This window comes from Rubrobacter tropicus (genome assembly GCF_011492945.1).
GTDB lineage: Bacteria > Actinomycetota > Rubrobacteria > Rubrobacterales > Rubrobacteraceae > Rubrobacter_D > Rubrobacter_D tropicus.
Genome location: NZ_CP045119.1, coordinates 96,365 through 112,344 on the forward strand (window position 1 = coordinate 96,365; position 15,980 = coordinate 112,344).

General features: G+C 66.7%; 12 protein-coding genes. 10 read left to right on the plus strand and 2 right to left on the minus strand.

Features of this window, described 5'->3' with window-relative positions; genetic code table 11:
- Positions 1 to 48: 48 nt before the first annotated feature.
- Entirely contained in the window at positions 49 to 966 is a 918-nt protein-coding gene (locus tag GBA63_RS00505; protein WP_166172464.1) for an acetamidase/formamidase family protein, read from the minus strand.
- Between the two features lie 241 nt (positions 967 to 1,207).
- Here GBA63_RS00505 and GBA63_RS00510 point away from each other — a divergent pair, with 241 nt between their 5' ends.
- From GBA63_RS00510 to GBA63_RS00555, 10 genes are all read left to right on the plus strand, one after another.
- The gene (locus GBA63_RS00510; RefSeq protein ID WP_166172466.1) at positions 1,208 to 2,704 is read left to right on the plus strand and encodes an APC family permease; all 1,497 of its coding nucleotides are present in this window, start codon (positions 1,208 to 1,210) and stop codon (positions 2,702 to 2,704) included.
- A 15-nt stretch (positions 2,705 to 2,719) separates the two neighbouring features.
- A complete protein-coding gene (gene codA / locus GBA63_RS00515; RefSeq protein WP_166172468.1) occupies positions 2,720 to 3,988 on the plus strand; it encodes a cytosine deaminase in 1,269 nt (422 codons plus the stop codon).
- Positions 3,985 to 5,442, plus strand: coding sequence for a purine-cytosine permease family protein (locus tag GBA63_RS00520; RefSeq protein ID WP_207956996.1), 1,458 nt, complete (start codon positions 3,985 to 3,987; stop codon positions 5,440 to 5,442). The genes codA and GBA63_RS00520 overlap by 4 nt, the downstream gene beginning before the upstream one ends.
- Positions 5,443 to 5,699: 257 nt before the next feature.
- Positions 5,700 to 7,106 (plus strand): dihydropyrimidinase, encoded by a 1,407-nt coding sequence (gene hydA, locus GBA63_RS00525; RefSeq protein WP_166172470.1) that lies wholly within the window; start codon positions 5,700 to 5,702, stop codon positions 7,104 to 7,106.
- The gene (locus GBA63_RS00530) at positions 7,103 to 8,422 is read left to right on the plus strand and encodes an aspartate aminotransferase family protein (RefSeq protein WP_166172472.1); all 1,320 of its coding nucleotides are present in this window, start codon (positions 7,103 to 7,105) and stop codon (positions 8,420 to 8,422) included. The genes hydA and GBA63_RS00530 overlap by 4 nt, the downstream gene beginning before the upstream one ends.
- Complete coding sequence (locus tag GBA63_RS00535) at positions 8,422 to 9,663, plus strand: Zn-dependent hydrolase (protein ID WP_207956997.1); 1,242 nt, start codon at positions 8,422 to 8,424, stop codon at positions 9,661 to 9,663. Before GBA63_RS00530 ends, GBA63_RS00535 begins: the two co-directional genes overlap by 1 nt.
- 116 nt (positions 9,664 to 9,779) lie before the next feature.
- A complete protein-coding gene (locus GBA63_RS00540; protein WP_207956998.1) occupies positions 9,780 to 11,303 on the plus strand; it encodes an NCS1 family nucleobase:cation symporter-1 in 1,524 nt (507 codons plus the stop codon).
- Positions 11,304 to 11,313: 10 nt separating this feature from the next.
- Positions 11,314 to 11,970, plus strand: coding sequence for a LysE family translocator (locus GBA63_RS00545; RefSeq protein WP_166172474.1), 657 nt, complete (start codon positions 11,314 to 11,316; stop codon positions 11,968 to 11,970).
- A gap of 4 nt (positions 11,971 to 11,974) precedes the next feature.
- A complete protein-coding gene (locus GBA63_RS00550; RefSeq protein ID WP_166172476.1) occupies positions 11,975 to 12,985 on the plus strand; it encodes a TIGR03842 family LLM class F420-dependent oxidoreductase in 1,011 nt (336 codons plus the stop codon).
- Positions 12,986 to 14,248, plus strand: a complete 1,263-nt coding sequence (locus GBA63_RS00555; protein WP_166172478.1) for an adenosylhomocysteinase — start codon at positions 12,986 to 12,988, stop codon at positions 14,246 to 14,248.
- Between the two features lie 106 nt (positions 14,249 to 14,354).
- Here the strand turns inward: GBA63_RS00555 and GBA63_RS00560 are convergent, their stop codons facing one another.
- Positions 14,355 to 15,905, minus strand: a complete 1,551-nt coding sequence (locus tag GBA63_RS00560; RefSeq protein ID WP_207956999.1) for a peptide ligase PGM1-related protein — start codon at positions 15,903 to 15,905, stop codon at positions 14,355 to 14,357.
- Positions 15,906 to 15,980: the final 75 nt, after the last annotated feature.

The following is a 15,980-nucleotide window of genomic DNA, read 5'->3' on the forward strand; positions in this document are numbered from 1 at the left end:
CCGTTGCTTTTTGGCTTGCTGACAGCTGACAGCTGAAAGCTGACCGCTCTAATCAGGCAGGTGACGCTTGGGGCATCGGGCCACGAGGGAGTAGACGGTGTCGACCATGTTGCCCACGTAGAGTTCGCCGACCTGGGTGAGCAGCTGGTAGGCGTCGAACTTCTCGAAACCGTGGTCTTCTGTGAGCCACCCGACCAGCTCCGCGTAGGCTATGCGGGCGGCGTCCTCCATGGGGCGGGCGCTGCCCACGGTCATTATGTGCTCGTCGGACTCGATGCGCGGCCAGAGGATGTCCCTTCCTTTTATGATCCGGAAGGTGACCGTGACCTTCGCCGAGACTTCGAGGGCGACGCCGCAGAGCTCGCCCTGGCCCTGGGCCACGTGGCAGTCGCCGGTGTAGAACAGGGCGCCGTCGGCCCGCACCGGCAGGTAGACCGTGTTGCCTGGCCTGGTGTCCGGCACGTCCATGTTGCCACCGTGGTCGCCGGGGGAGAGGGCCGAGCGCGCCTCGATGGCCGGCGCGGTGCCGATGGTCCCTACGAAGGGGCGGACCGGTATCTCCCAGTCGCCCTTGCGGGCCACGTCGCCGTCTATCTGGTACTTCCACACCCTCTCCGGCAGCGGCTCCTGCAGGGTGGCGGTGAGGTTCGTGGAGGTGAGGCCGCCGAAGAAGGGCACGAGGCAGCTCGCCGCCCAGTCGCGGGTGAATTCTATGTCCTCTATCTTGACGGCCAAAGTGTCGCCGGGCTCGGCGCCCTCGACGAAGATCGGGCCCGTCTGCGGGTTGAGGTAAGGCCCGAGAGATTCGCTCGGAACGTCGTCCTCTGAGGTGATGGAGCCGCCGAAGGCGTCCTCGGTATATATGGTTACCGTCTCCCCGTCCGCGACCCTCGCCACGGGCTCGGCGTAAGGGCCCATCGTGAACTGGTGGTCGCCCTCCTGGACTATCTCCCGAATCTCCGCCATGAGTTCTCCCCTCTCGCAGGCCAGCCCCGGGACTCTAGCAAGACGAAACCCCACGCTCAACGGGGGAGACGAGGTCGCCCCGCGGGGCTTCGTGGGCGAGGGTGGGAAGGGGCCCTCGCCCGCGCAGAAGGCAACGGGGAGAAATTCTGGAAATTTATGCGTTTTTGCTATGGCTTAACGCGCCACCGTCTGCCAATATGTGGCACTTTTTGTGGAGATCCGAGACGAAGGGAGAACGGGCTTGGAGGGTAGTAACGAGGGAGGGTTGAGGGGCGGGGCCCTCTCCACGCTGGAGGCGATGGTCGTCTCGATGGGTTTCATGGCGCCTTCGGTGGCGATGTTCTTCAACACGCCGTTCATAGCCGGGTTCGCGGGTGCCGCGATGCCGCTTGCCATGCTGTTCTCGTTCGCGGCGGTCTTTCTCGTCGCCCTGGGGTTCTCGCAGCTCGCCAGCAGGACGGCGTCCGCGGGGAGCGTCTACGCGTTCGTCTCCAACGCCATAAACCCGAAGACGGGCTTCATGGGGATGTGGTTCTTCATAATCGGGTACGGCATCTTCGAGGCGGCGACGTACTCTATCTTCGCCTCCTTCACCAGCGAGCTCATGGAGCGCACCTTCGGCCTCGCGGTGCCCTGGATCATCCCCTTCCTCGTCATCGCCGGGCTGGTCTACACGCTCTCGGTGCTCGGCGTCACGCAGTCCGTGCGGGGGGGACTCGTCTTTCTGGTGTACGAGATCGTCATCGTCACTATCTTGCTGCTCGCGGTGATCTTCCAGGGCGGAGCCGAGGGGAACACGCTCGCGGTCTTCAACCCGGCGACGGGCAGCGGGATCGGCGGCGTCTTTCTTGGCATGATCTTCGGGATAATGTCCTTTGTCGGGTGGAAGGCCGCGGCCTCTCTGGGCGAGGAGACGCGCGACCCGCACACGAGCATCCCGCGGGCCCTTCTCGGGGCGGTGGCCGTGATCGGGCTCTACTACGTCTTCGTTACCTACGCGGCTACCATCGGCTTCGGCCCCACCAACATGGACCGCTTCGCCGGGGACACCGCCTGGTTCGACACCCTGACCCGCGAGTACCTGGGGGCCGGTTGGGCGCCTTTCGTCGGCATCGCCGCCCTCACCGGCGCGATAGCCTCGGCTATAGGCATCCACAACTCCACGGTCAGGCTCATCTACTCCCTCGGGCGCGACGGGGTGCTGCCGCGGGCGCTCGCGAAGGTGCACCCGACCCGCCAGTCGCCCTACGTGGCCGCTTCGGTCCAGGCCGGTTTCTCCGTGGTGCTCGGCATAGTCTTCAGCGCCTTCATCTTTCCGGATCCGGCGACCACCTACGGGTACTTCGGGGGGCTGGGGACGCTGGCCGTGCTCTTCGTCTATATCTTCATAAACGCCTCGGTCTTCCTGTACTTCTTCAGGAAGGAGCGCGAGAACTTCTCGGTGTTGCGTCACGCGGTCATACCGCTCGTCGCGACGGCGGCGGTGTGCTTGCCGATCTACGGGCTCATCTATCCCGTGCCCGACCCGCCGTTCAACCTGTGGCCGTACCTGATCGCGCTCTGGGCCCTGATCGGCCTACTCTTCCTGTTCGTCATCTCCCGCCGCCGCCCCCAGCTGGTCGAGGTCATGGGCCGCGCCTTCTCGGAGTCCGGCGACGAGCCGGATACGGCGCAGGAGGACGTACTCGGGGCCAGGGAACGCCGGGAGCGGCCCGCCGCGGACCCCGCGGACAGGTGAGGGAGGCTCGGGCGTATGTATGACCTGATCTTGCGCGGGGCCCGGCTCGACGGCGACCTCGTGGACGTCGCTGTTACCGGGGGACGGATCGAGCGCGTGGCGCCAGGCATCGGCGGGACCGCGGCGCGCGAAATAGACGCAGGGGGCCGGCTCCTCTCGCCGCCGTTCGTCGAGTCGCACGTGCATCTGGACACCACGCTCACGGCCGGGCAGCCGCGGTGGAACGGTTCGGGGACGCTCTTCGAGGGGATCCAGATCTGGTCCGAGCGCAAGAAGGAGATCTCGCGCGAGGACGTGATCGGGCGCGCCACCCAACTTCTCCGCTGGCAGGCGGCCCAGGGCGTCCTCCACGTCCGCACCCACGCCGACGTAACCGACCCGGAGCTCACAGGCCTGAAGGCGCTTCTGGAGCTGCGCGAGCAGGTCAGATCCTGGATCGAGGTCCAGGTCGTCGCCTTTCCGCAGGAGGGACTCCTCTCCTACCCGAAGGGGGCGGAGCTCATGGAGGAGGCGATGAAGCTCGGGGCCGACGCCGTCGGGGGCATCCCGCATTTCGAGCACACCCGCGAGATGGGCGCCGAGTCCGTCAAGGAGACCTTCCGCCTCGCCGAAAAATACGACAGGCCCGTGGACGTCCACTGCGACGAGACCGACGACCCCGAGTCCCGCTTTCTCGAAGTGATGGCGGCGGAGGCCATAAGGACCGGGATGGGTGACCGCGTCACCGCGAGCCACACGACGGCGTTCGGCTCATACGACAACGCCTACGCCTTCAAGCTGATGGGTTTCCTGGTGAAGGGCGGGATTAACTTCGTCGCGAACCCGCTCATCAACATAACCCTGCAGGGGCGCTACGACGCCTACCCGAAGCGGCGCGGCATCACCCGCGTCAAGGAACTCTGGCAGAACGGCCTGAACGTCTCTTTGGGCTACGACGACGTGATGGACCCGTGGTACCCGCTCGGCACCGGCGGGATGCTGCAGCCGGCCCACATGGCCGTCCACGCCTGCCACATGACGGCCCGCGAGGAGGTCGTCGCCTGCTTCGACATGGTGACCGAAGGCGGCGCGAGGACGCTGGGCCTGGAAGGGTACGGGCTCGCGGAGGGAAGCCCGGCCGACTTCGTCCTCGTGGACGCGCCCGGGAAGTGGGAGGCGGTGAGGCGGCTCGCCGCGACGACGCTGGTGGTCAGGGGGGGAGAAGTAATCTCCGAGACCCGACCGGCCGAGACGCGGCTCATGGGCGAGGTCGTGGACTTCGAGCGAAGGGGAGGACAGGGATGAGCGGCGGACCGATGGACGGGCGCGGGGAGCTGGCGGAGGCGACGCACCTTGAGCGGCACAACGCCGTAACGCCCGTCCCTGAGGGGCAGAAGGACGCGACGGCGCTCGACCAGTTCTGGATCTGGGCCGGGGCGAACATAGCCCCGATCAACTGGGTCCTCGGGGCGCTCGGGATCGTGCTGGGGCTCGGGTTCCGGGACACCGTGATCGTGCTCGCCGTCGGTAACGCCATCGGCGTGACCATCTTCGGCCTCTTCGTCCTCATGGGCCAGCGGACGGGCGTAACACAGATGGTCCTGAGCCGGAGCGCGTTCGGACGCCGGGGGGCTTACCTGCCTACCGTCTTCCAGATGGTCATAGCGACCGGCTGGATCGCCATAAACACCTGGATCATCCTCGACCTCACCGCCGCCCTGCTCGAAAGACTCGGCATCCCCGGCACGCCGGTAACAAAGGTGGTTCTGGTCCTCCTGATCATGGCCGTCCAGGTCGGCCTCGCCACCCTCGGCTTCTATGCGATCCGCACGTTCGAGAAGTTCACGGTGCCCGTTACGCTCGTCATCCTGGTCGTGATGTCCATAGTCGCGTGGACGGGCGGCGACATCCGGTGGGGCTACGCCGGGGAGGTCACCGGCGCCGAGCGCTGGACCGCGATGAGCCAGGTAATGACGGCCATCGGTATCGGCTGGGGCATCACCTGGCTTGCCTACGCCTCCGACTACTCTCGCTTCGTACCGCGCTCGGTGCCCCGGGGCCGCCTCTTCTGGGCCGGCGCTCTGGGGCAGTTCGTGCCCGTGCTGTGGCTCGGTATCCTCGGGGCCTCTATCGCGACGACGGGTACCGGGGCCGACCCGGCCGTCATCATCGTGCAGACTTTCGGGGCGCTGGCGGTGCCGGTCTTGTTGCTCGTTATCCACGGGCCCATCGCCACGAACATCCTGAACGTCTACTCGATGTCGGTCTCGGCGCTTGCGCTGGACATCAAGATCCCGCGCCACGTGTTGACGGTCATCGTCGGTGTTCTCGCGACGGCGTTTACCATCTATTTGGTCTTCGCCGGCAGCGTCGCCGAGCAGCTCGACGCGTGGCTGGTGGGCGTCGTGGCGTGGGTGAGCCCGTGGGCGGCGATCATGCTGGTCCACTTCTACGCGATCCGGCGCGAGAACATAGACATAGAGGCCCTCTACCAAAACCCAAACGAGTCCCGCGTGGGCGACGTGAACTGGGCGGCGATGGGCTCGCTGCTCGTCGGGCTGGTGATGACGTGGCTCTTTCTGTACGGGCTGATCCCGCCCCTGCAAGGGGCCGCCGCCCGGGCCCTGAACGGCCTCGACCTCTCCTGGCTGGCCGGGATGCTCTCGGCGGGCCTACTCTACTACGCCCTCTACAAACTCGGATTCGTGACCCGCGGAAGCACCGCCGGGCCGTCGCGGGCCGGGGGCACAGGAGCTTAGGAGGCCGGCGACCTCTTCTTCCGCCACAGGCACAGCCCGTACCTGGGGCTATTCGTAAGGGGTCGGGTCGTCCGCACGCTGGTCCGGGGATCACGGTCCTCGGAAGATAGCGTCCGCGCCGGTCGGAAGGCCCTTGCGGCCTGCCGGGTAGGGGAACGTCGGGGCCCGTTCGTCGCCGCGGATCTTTCGATTGACGGGGAGCCGCGGGGTGTGCGAGAGTAGGCGTACACGCGGTCGCTTAGGGAGAGGAGAGCACTATGGGCGAGCTGCTTTTTACCGGGGGAACGGTCGTCACGGCCGAGGGCAGCTACCGCGCCGACGTGCTCGTCGAGAACGGCAGCATCTCGGCGGTCGGCGCGAGCATCGGCTCCGACGGGATCGAAACGGTGGACGCCTCGGGGTTGATGATCATGCCCGGCTTCATCGACGCCCACACCCACATGGACATGCCCTTCGGCGGCACCATGACCGCCGATGACTGGGCCACGGGCACCGAGGCCGCAGCAGCGGGCGGAACGACGACGATCATTGACTTCGCCCTCCAGGAAGAGGGCGGCACCCTGGCCGGCGCCTTCGACGCCTGGACGGAGAAGGCCAGGGATAGGGCCGTAATAGACTACGGCTTCCACGTCGCCATCACGGACCTGCGGGACGACATAAAGGCGGAGCTTCCGAGCCTGGCCGCGAAGGGCGTGGCCTCCGTCAAGATCTTCATGGCCTACAAGGGAACCCCGCTCTACACCGAGGACGACGACCTCTTCGAGACTTTGCAGCTCTCTAAAGACGCCGGCGTCCTCGTCCTGGTCCACGCCGAGAACGGCGACGCCATAGCCAAGTTGCAACAGCAGGCGCTCGCCCGTGGGGACACGGCGCCGAAGTTCCACGCGCTCACCCGGCCCGAGGCCGTCGAGGCGGAGGCGACCAACAGGGCTATCCGGCTCGCCGAGGTCGCCGGAGCACCGATACTGGTGGTCCACGTCTCATGCGCCCCGGCGCTCGAGGCCATCCACCTGGCCCACGAGCGCGGCCAGACCGTCTACGCCGAGACCTGCCCCCAGTACTTCGCCTTCGAGTACGAGGACCTCGCCAGGGAAGGCTTCGAGGGCGCCAAGTACGTGTGCTCCCCGCCCCTGCGCGACCCGTCCAACCGGCCGGCGCTCTGGAACGGGCTCAAGACGGGCGACCTGCAAATATTCGGCTCCGACCACTGCGCGTTCAACTACGAGGGCCAGAAGGAGCTGGGCAAGGACGACTTCACCCTGATCCCAAACGGCATCCCCGGCGCCGAGGAGCGCGCCATGACCCTCTGGACGCTCGGCGTGCGTGAAGGGAAGCTCTCTGAGAACCAGTTCGTCGCCGCTCTCTCGACCAACCAGGCCCGCATCTACGGCGCCTACCCCAGGAAGGGGACCCTCGCCCCCGGCGCGGACGCGGACATCGTCCTGTGGGACCCCGAGCTCTCGACGACGGCGACCGTGGACAACCGGCACGGCAACGTGGACTACACGCCCTACGAGGGCAGGTCGTTCACCGGGGGGCCGGCGGCGGTGTACGTGCGCGGGAACCTGGTCTACAAGGACGGCGAGGTGGTCGGCGAGCGTGGTTCGGGCCGGTTTGTGGAGCGGAAGTTCACCGCTACAAAGGGATTGGAGGTTCGAGTATGACGAGCCCTGAGGAGTTGCTCAAGAGGCACAAGGCCGTGATGCCTGGTTGGATCTCGCTCTACTACGACGAGCCAATGGAGATCTCCCACGGCGAAGGCTTCAAGGTCTGGGACTCGGAAGGCAACGAGTACCTGGACTTTTTCGGCGGGATCGTCACGACCATAAGCGGCCACAACATCCCCGAGATCGTCGAGGCCGTGCGCGAGCAGGCCGGCAAGGTCATGCACTCCTCGACGCTCTACCTCATAGAGAACCAGGTGAAGCTGGCCGAGAAGCTGATCGAGCTTTCACCCATCTCCGGCGACCAGAAGGTCTTCTTCGTGAGCAGCGGCTCGGAGGCGAACGAGGCGGCGCTCCTCTTCGCGACCCAGCACCGCCGCTCCAGCGAGGTCCTCGCGATGCGCGGCTCCTACCACGGCGGCTCCTTCGGAACGATGGGCATCACGGGCCAGAGCACCTGGCGCCCGACGAGCCGCTCCGCCCTGGACGTGACCTACGCGATGCCCCCCCACCACTCCTACTCCTCGCTCTACGGCCGCTACGAGAAGGACGATCCGGAATTTGCAAAAGCGTGCGCCGACGACCTGCGCAACCTCATCCGAACCGCGACGACGGGCCACGTCGCGGCCCTCATAGCCGAGCCCGTGCAGGGAGTAGGTGGCTTCATAGAGCTGCCGCCGGAGTACATAAGGGGGGTAAAGGAAGTCCTCGACGAGACGGGCATCCTGTACATCTCCGATGAGGTCCAGACGGCGTTTGGCAGGACGGGATCCCACTTCTGGGGCATAGAGGAGTCCGGGATAGAGCCCGACATGATCACGCTGGCAAAGGGCCTCGGCAACGGCCTCGCCATCGGCGCCGTGGTGGGCCGGGCCGAGATCGTAGACTCCATGTCCGGCAAGCTCCATCTCGCCACCTTCGGCGGCAACCACATAAGTACCGCCGGCGCCCTGGCGAACCTGAACTACATCCTGGACAACGACCTCCAGAAGAACGCGGACGAGGTCGGCGGCTACCTGAAAGACCGTCTCGTAAACATGGCGAAGGAGAGCCCCCTCGTCGGCGAGGTCCGGGGCCGCGGCCTGATGCTGGCCCTGGAGATGGTCGGCCCCGACGGCGAACCGAACCCGGCCGCCGCCGTCCGCTTCCTGCAGGCCTGCCGCGAACGGGGCGTCCTCGTCGGCAAGGGCGGCATCGGCGCGAACGCCGTCCGCATCTCGCCGCCCCTCACCATCACGCGCGAGGCCGCCGAAGAGGCCGCACGCGCCTTCGAGGAAGCCCTGGCCGTCACCGGCGAAGCCGCAAAGGTCGGCTAGTGCGAACCGGAGGCGTGGACGCCCGCCGCGCCGTCGAGGGGCTAAAAGAACTGGCCGAGCTGACGGGCGGCCCCGAAGGCGCCCGCCGCGTAGCCTGGACGGACGAGTGGACGAAGGCCCGCGAGTGGTTCCGGGGCAAGCTCGAAGAGGTAGACGGCATAACCGAGATAGAGACCGACGAGGCCGGCAACGTCTGGGCGACCGCCCCCGGCGACTCCGAGAGGGCCGTCGTCCTCGGCGGCCACATAGACTCCGTCCCGAACGGCGGCTGGCTCGACGGCGCCCTCAACGTCGTCGGCGCCCTCGAAGTCATGCGCGCCCTCGCCCCGCAAAAACGCCCCGTGACTTTACGCCTCGTCGATTGGGCCGACGAAGAAGGGGCCCGCTTCGGCCGGAGCCTCTTCGGCTCGGGCTCCGCCGCCGGCGCCCTCAAACCCGACGACGTCCGAAACCTCAAGGACAAGGACGGCGTGGCCCTCCCCGACGCCCTGCGCGAGCACGGCGTCGACCTCGACCGGGCAAACGAAGCAGGAAAGCAGCTAGAGAACGCCGTGGCTTACCTCGAGCTCCACATAGAGCAAGGCCCCGTCCTCGAAAGGATGGATCTGCCTTTGGGCGTCGTGCTCGGCACGTTCGGCGTGGAGCGCCACGCCGTCCGCTTCACGGGCCAGCACGCCCACTCCGGCTCGACCCCGATGGACGTGAGGCGCGACGCCTTTATCGCCGCGGCCCGGTCTGCGATAGCCTTCAGGGACGACGCCGCGGCGCGCGACGACGTGCGGGCCACCACCGGGTTCGTAAACGTCAGCCCCGCCATAGTCACGGCGTTCAACGGCTGGTGCGAGACGTCCCTCGACCAGCGCGCCCTCGACCCCGACGTGCTCGCCGACATGCTCCGGAAGGCGAAGGAGGCGAGCGAGAACGTCGCGCAGGAAGAAGGCGTCTCGGTCGAGTGGGAGAGGCTGTGGCAGATAGAGCCCATCCCCTTCGACGACCACCTGATAGAGCTCGCCGACGAGGCCGTAAACGAGGTCGCAGGCGTCTCCCACCGCTTGCCGAGCGGGCCGCTCCACGACGCCGCCGAGATGGCCCGCCTCATGCCGACGGTCATGATCTTCGTGAAAAGCTTGCGGGGCCTGAGCCACACCAAAGACGAGGACACGCCGGAAGAGGACATCGAACTGTCGGTGCGGGCGCTGCACCGGCTGACGGAGAAGACGATGGAGAAGCTGGTCAGCTAGTCAGCACGCTTCGCCCTGCTCCGCAGGCCTCGCTCTCAGCTTGTCAGCCAAAAAGCTGAGGTGCTGGCAAGCTGAAATGCTGACAGGCTGGCGACGACCGAAGGAAGGAGCGGCACGTGGAACGCGAGCGCTACGGGGATTTCGGCTTTCACGACCCGGCAGAGCTGTCCAGGATCAAGGCCGAGGTCATGTCGTCCAGCCTTTACAACGAGGACCTCGCGCCGACGGGACCCGAAGACCGGACGTGGACCACGTACAACATAGCGGCGCTCTGGATCGGGATGGCCATAGTCATCACCACGTACACTCTCGCCTCGGGCCTGATGGCCGCCGGGATGCTCTGGTGGCAGGCGCTGCTGACGATCTCGCTCGGGAACGTCCTCGTGCTCATACCGATGCTCCTGAACGCCCACGCGGGGACGAAGTGGGGGGTGCCTTTCCCGGTCTTCGTGCGGGCGTCTTTCGGGGTGCGGGGGGCCAACTTCGCGGCGATAGCCAGGGCGCTGGTCGCCTGCGGGTGGTTCGGGATACAGACCTGGATCGGGGGGTTGGCCTTGAGCTCCTTGATGGGGGCCATCTGGGGCGGGTGGGGCGACGTGCCGGGGAACACGGCGATAACCTTCATGGTGTTCTGGGCGATACAGGTCGTGATCATCTGGTTCGGCGTCGAGGGCGTGAAGTGGTTCGAGGCCTTCTCCGCGCCGCTCCTGATCGCCGGCAGCCTGGCGCTCCTGGCCTGGGGCATCTCGGCGGGCGGCGGGTTCGGGAACGTGCTCTCGTCCTCCACGGAGCTCCGGACCGGCAGCACCCCGTTCTGGACGCTTTTCTGGCCCTCGCTGGCGGCGAACGTGGGGTACTGGATCACGGTTTCCCTCAACATCCCGGACTTTACCCGCTACTCCCAGAGCCAGCGCTCGCAGGTCGTCGGCCAGGCCATAGGCCTCCCGCTCACGATGACGGCGTTCTCGTTTATAGGGATAGCGGTCACGGCGGCCACCATCGTCGTGTTCGACGAGGCGATCTGGGACCCCGTCCAGCTAATCACCCGCCTTCTGACCGACCTTCCCGTAGTCCTCATAATCGCCATGGTCATCATCGCCATAGCCCAGATCTCGACCAACATGGCGGCGAACGTCGTCTCGCCCTCGTTCGACTTCTCCAACCTGGCGCCGAAGTACATCTCGTTCAGGATGGGCGGGCTCATCACGGCGCTGCTCGGCATAGTCTCTTTCCCGTGGGTGCTCTTCAACAACGTCGGGGCCTACATCTTCACGTGGCTCGTCGGCTACGGGAGCCTGCTCGGGGCGATAGGGGCCGTGATGATCGTGGACTACTGGATACTTCGCAAGAGGCACCTCGACCTCGCCGACCTCTACAAGCACGAAGGCCGCTACGCCTACTCCGGCGGCTGGAACTGGCGCGCGATCCTCGCCGTCCTCGTCGGCGTCGTCCCGGTGGTCCCCGGCTTCCTGAAGGCGGCGTCCACCCCCGGCGGCATCGTCGAGAACCCGACCTTCATAGACAGCCTCTACACCTACGGCCTCTTCTTCACCTTCCTGGTCGCCGGGATCGTGTACCTGGTCCTCTCCCTCGCCACCGGCGGCGCCACCGAACCGGCCCGGGAGCCCGAGACGGCGTAAGGAGCAACGGATGCCAGACGCGACCACCTACGGCCTCTTCGTCCTCGCCTCGCTGGCGCTGACGCTCGTGCCGGGCCCCGCGGTCCTCTACATCGTCGCCCGCAGCGTCGAGGGAGGACGGCCCGCCGGCCTGGTCTCCGTCCTCGGAATAACTACGGGGGGTTTGCTGCACACCGCCTTCGCCGCCGTCGGGCTCTCGGCGATCCTGGCCTCCTCAGCTACCGCTTTCGCGGTCGTGAAATGGGTGGGCGTGGCGTACCTCGTCTACCTCGGCTTGCGGCGCATCCTCACCCCCGACGCCACCACCCACGAGAACGCGCCCCGTGCGGCCGAGCCGGAGCCGCCTCTACGTATCTTCTGGCAGGCCGTGCTCGTGGACCTCTTGAATCCGAAAGTCGCGCTGTTCTTCCTCGCCTTCCTGCCGCAGTTCGTGGACCCTTCACAAGGGGCGGCGTGGGCCCAGATCCTGGCCCTCGGCCTGACGTTCGCGGCGGTCGGCCTCTGCACCGACGGCCTCTACGCCTTGCTCTCCGGCACCGCCGCCGACTGGCTGAAGCGGAGAATGAGCGGCAACGCGGGCTTCCGGCGGTTGCAACGCTACCTTTCCGGCAGCGTCTACCTCGCGCTCGGTGCGGGCGCAGCCATCTCCGGCTCGGGAAAGGATTGACGGTATGGACTTCGCCGTAACCCTCCAGACGAACCCGCCCGCCTCGCGTGTCATTGAGTTAACACAAAGAGCCGAACGGCACGGCTTCACCCACGCCTGGACCTTCGACTCGCACATCCTCTGGCAGGAGCCCTACGTCATCCACTCCCAGATGCTCTCGGCCACCGAGCGTATAGTCGTCGGCCCCTTCGTAACCAACCCGGTAAGCCGCGACCCTTCGGTGACGGCCTCCACTTTCGCCACCCTCAACGACATGTTCGGCAATCGCACCATCTGCGGCATCGGCCGCGGCGACTCCGTGGTCCGCGTCCTCGGCCGCAAGCCGACCACGCTGCGCCAGCTAGAAGAGGCGATGCGAGTCATAAAAGACCTCGCCGAGGGCCGGGAGACGGAGTACTCCGGCGTGAACGTCAAGATCCCGTGGGTCGAGGACGGCAAGCTCGACGTGTGGATGGCCGGCTACGGCCCCAGGGCCCTGAGCCTCGTCGGTCGCAAGGCCGACGGCTTCATCCTCCAGCTCGCCGACCCCGTCATCCTGGAGTGGACCATGAAGCACGTCCACGACGCCGCCAGAGAAGCGGGCCGGGATCCTGAGGAAGTCAAGATCTGCGTGGCGGCCCCGGCCTACGTCGGAGAAGACCTCGCCCACCAGCGCGACCAGTGCCGCTGGTTCGGGGGCATGGTCGGAAACCACGTGGCGGATCTCGTGTCACGGTACGGCGAGGACGGCGACGTCCCGCACGCCCTGACCGACTACATAAAGGCCCGCCAGGGCTACGACTACAGCCACCACGGCCAGGCCGGCAATCCCACCACCGACTTCGTCCCGGACAATATCGTGGACCGTTTCTGCGTCCTCGGCACCGTCGAAGACCACCTGCAAAAGCTGGCCGAGCTAAAAGACCTCGGCGTCGACCAGTTCAACGTCTACCTCATGCACGACGCGATGGACGAGACGCTGGATGTTTACGGGCGGGAGATCATGCCGTCGGTGGGCGCAAAGCGGGCGGTCTGATTGGGGTCGGATTCTATCGTCCGAGACCCGTCCCTCGCCCCTGACGGGCATCGAAAGATCGACTGGGCCGCCGAACATTCGCCCGTCCTGAACCGGGTGCGCGACGAGTACCTGAAGGACGGCACCTTCGAGGGCCTCGGCGTCGGCGTCGCCCTCCCCATCGAGGCAAAGACGGCCTACCTGACGATCGTGCTGGCCGAGGCCGGCGCCGACGTCTCCGTGGCGAGCCCTGGCCCGTTCTTCGTGCAGGACGACGTGGCGGCGGCCCTCGCCGAACGCGGCGTGACGGTCTACGCCTCTTCGGAGGCAGATCCCCTCGAAGCCGACCGCGAGTTGGAGCGGGTCCTCGACCGGGTGGCAGGCGGCCGGGACGCCGTCCTCATAGACGACCGGGCCGGCCTGACCCGCCTCGCGCACACGACGCGTAAAGGGTTGCTCCCGCGCATCCGGGGGTCGTCCGAGGAGACGACGAGCGGGGTCGCGAAGTTCAGGGCGATGGAGCGGGAGGGTGTCCTGGAGTTCCCGACGCTCGCGGCGAACGACGCCCGCTGCAAGTACCTCTTCGACAACCGCTACGGCACGGGCCAGTCGGCCATCACCGCCATCATGCAGAACACGAACCTCATGATGGGCGGCAAGCGCCTCGTCGTGCTCGGGTACGGCTGGTGCGGCAAGGGCATAGCCCGCTATGCGGCCGGGCTCGGCGCCCGCGTCTCCGTCTGCGAGGTCGACCCCGTGCGTGGCCTCGAAGCCTACGCCGACGGCTTCGACGTGCTGCCGGCGTTAGACGCGTGCGAGCGGGGCGAGATCTTCGTAACCGCCACCGGCAGCACGGACGTATTGACGCGCGAGCACTTCGAGAGGATGCGGGATGGCGCCATTCTGGCGAACGCCGGCGGGGTGGACGTCGAGATAGACGTGGATGGCTTGAGAGAAGCCTCCTCCGGCTCGCGCGAGGTGCGGCGCAACGTCGAGGAGTTCGACCTCGAGGGACGCAAGATCTACCTGGTCGGAAGGGGCCTGGTCGTCAATTTGACGGCCGGGGACGGGCACCCGGTCGAGATCATGGACCTCACCTTCGCCATCCAGGCCCTCTGCGCCCACCATTTGGCGAACAACGGCCACGCGCTCGAAAACCGGGTCCACCTGCTACCCAAGGAGATAGACGATGAGGTGGCCCGCATAAAGCTCGACGCCGTCGGCATGGGCGTAGACTCCCTGACCTCCGAACAGGAGGAGTTCCTGGCCGGCTGGCGGGAGTAAGGGGGGCTTCGCGCGGCTTTCAGCCGTCAGCTTTAAGCTGCAGCACGACCAAAGGGCTGACGGCTGATCGCACGGTAATCGGAAGCATCGGCTTCCGATTACCGCCTTACCGCCGCGACTCCCGGTCCAGGACCTTGACGGTATCTTTGTAGAATTGTAGGGCTTTCTCGTGGCTGTCGCCGATGCAGACGGTGCCGAGCTTGCCGTACTGGGAGAGGGCGCCTATGAGGTGGAAGATGACGCCCTGCTGGCTGGCGGAATCGAAGTGGAGGCCGTTGTTGACCGCGATGTCTATGAGGTCGTCTGGGGTCAGGCCCTTGTAGTGCGGGCTCTGGAGGTTGTCCGAGGCGTAGTAGTAGCAGGGCCGGGCGCTTGGGGTGCAGTAGGTGCCGCTCTCGGGGTCGTAGACGCCGTCCGTGAGGAAGCGCAGGATCAAGTACGGGTGCGTGGTCCCGCCTTTTCTAAGGTTGATCTCGATGGCCGCGTGCTCCCACCCGTCCCCCCGCCTCATCGAGATGAAGTCGATGGCGAAACGCCCCATGGCCCCGCGCTTCTTGAGCACCTCCCCGACTTTCTCCCCGGCCTCCTTGAGGTCCCTGCAGTAGGCCTCGTCGGCGGGGAAGGTGCTTCCGAGGAAGATCTGGCCGGAAGGCCCGCCGAGCACCTGGTCGTGGGTCGACACGACCGAGGCTTCCCCGATGGGGTTTATGCGGCACTGCACCGAGGGCGAACGTACCTCGTCCCCCTCCATCCAGCACTCGACGATCCCACCCATCTCCCGGAACTTTCCCTCGTAATGCTCCCAGCTCTCCCCGTTGGCCTCGAACCTCGTGCGCCTTGGCAACTCCTTTCCCACCCACCCCGCGAGGTCTTTGCCACCCGGCGCGCCATCGTAGGAGAAGACGGCGTTCCCCTCGCCGGAGAAGCCCTCGTCCAGCTTTATGGCGACGCGGCCTAAAGTCGGGTCCCTGCGCTTGAGCTCGACGACGGCCTCGTGGATGTCGTCCCCGTCGCGCAGGTTCTCGAAGCCGTCCGGCAGTGGGACGCCGGCCTCCCTGAAGAGCTGGCGGCTGCCGCTCTTGGTGCCGAGGGAGTTGAGGGCGGGGTCGTTGCCGTAGAGGGGGATGCCTAGCTGGACGGCCAGAGTCCTCTCCAGGCCCGTGCTGTTGAAGCAGGTGACGTGGGCCGAGTGGGGGTCCGGGATGGCCTCGCGGATGCGGTCCATCAGGCGCGGCCTGTCCAGGATCTTCTGCGTCAGCGGCACGTCCGAGGCGTCGTGGCAGGAGAGGAGGGTGAGCCGGCTGCGGGCGTGGCGCAGGGGCACGCCCGGCAAGAGGTGCAGGTAGTAGTCGATAACGGCGGTCGCCACGTGCTGGCTGGTGACGAAGATCACGTTGGTGCGCGGCCTGCGCAGCAGCATCAGCATGCACAAGAGCCGCTCCTCGTAGTGGTGGACGCCCGAGATCTTGGCGAGCTCCTCGGAATCTAGCGAGAGGCTCGGCACCACGACGACGGTCTGGGGCGCCCGCGGGTCGGCGGCGAGCTTCCGGGCCAGCGGTTCGAGCCTCTCCTGCAACCGGGCAAAACGCCTGAGCTCTTCCCCCGAGCCCGGCTCAGTCGCCTGTTCTATCGTCGCGCGCTCCTCCGTCAGGCTCACTGTGTAACCTCCGGTAAGGCCCGGCGCAAAAGCCGCCGGGAACTCTCTAGCTGCTCTCCTGACCCCCATTCTGCC

What these genes read in the sequence shown, in the direction of transcription:
- GBA63_RS00505 (WP_166172464.1), bottom strand. Translation starts at nt 966, where the DNA reads ATGGCGGAGATTCGGGAGATAGTCCAGGAGGGCGACCACCAGTTCACG.
- hydA (WP_166172470.1), top strand. Translation starts at nt 5,700, where the DNA reads ATGGGCGAGCTGCTTTTTACCGGGGGAACGGTCGTCACGGCCGAGGGC.
- GBA63_RS00530 (WP_166172472.1), top strand. Translation starts at nt 7,103, where the DNA reads ATGACGAGCCCTGAGGAGTTGCTCAAGAGGCACAAGGCCGTGATGCCT.
- codA (WP_166172468.1), top strand. Translation starts at nt 2,720, where the DNA reads ATGTATGACCTGATCTTGCGCGGGGCCCGGCTCGACGGCGACCTCGTG.
- GBA63_RS00545 (WP_166172474.1), top strand. Translation starts at nt 11,314, where the DNA reads ATGCCAGACGCGACCACCTACGGCCTCTTCGTCCTCGCCTCGCTGGCG.
- GBA63_RS00550 (WP_166172476.1), top strand. Translation starts at nt 11,975, where the DNA reads ATGGACTTCGCCGTAACCCTCCAGACGAACCCGCCCGCCTCGCGTGTC.
- GBA63_RS00520 (WP_207956996.1), top strand. Translation starts at nt 3,985, where the DNA reads ATGAGCGGCGGACCGATGGACGGGCGCGGGGAGCTGGCGGAGGCGACG.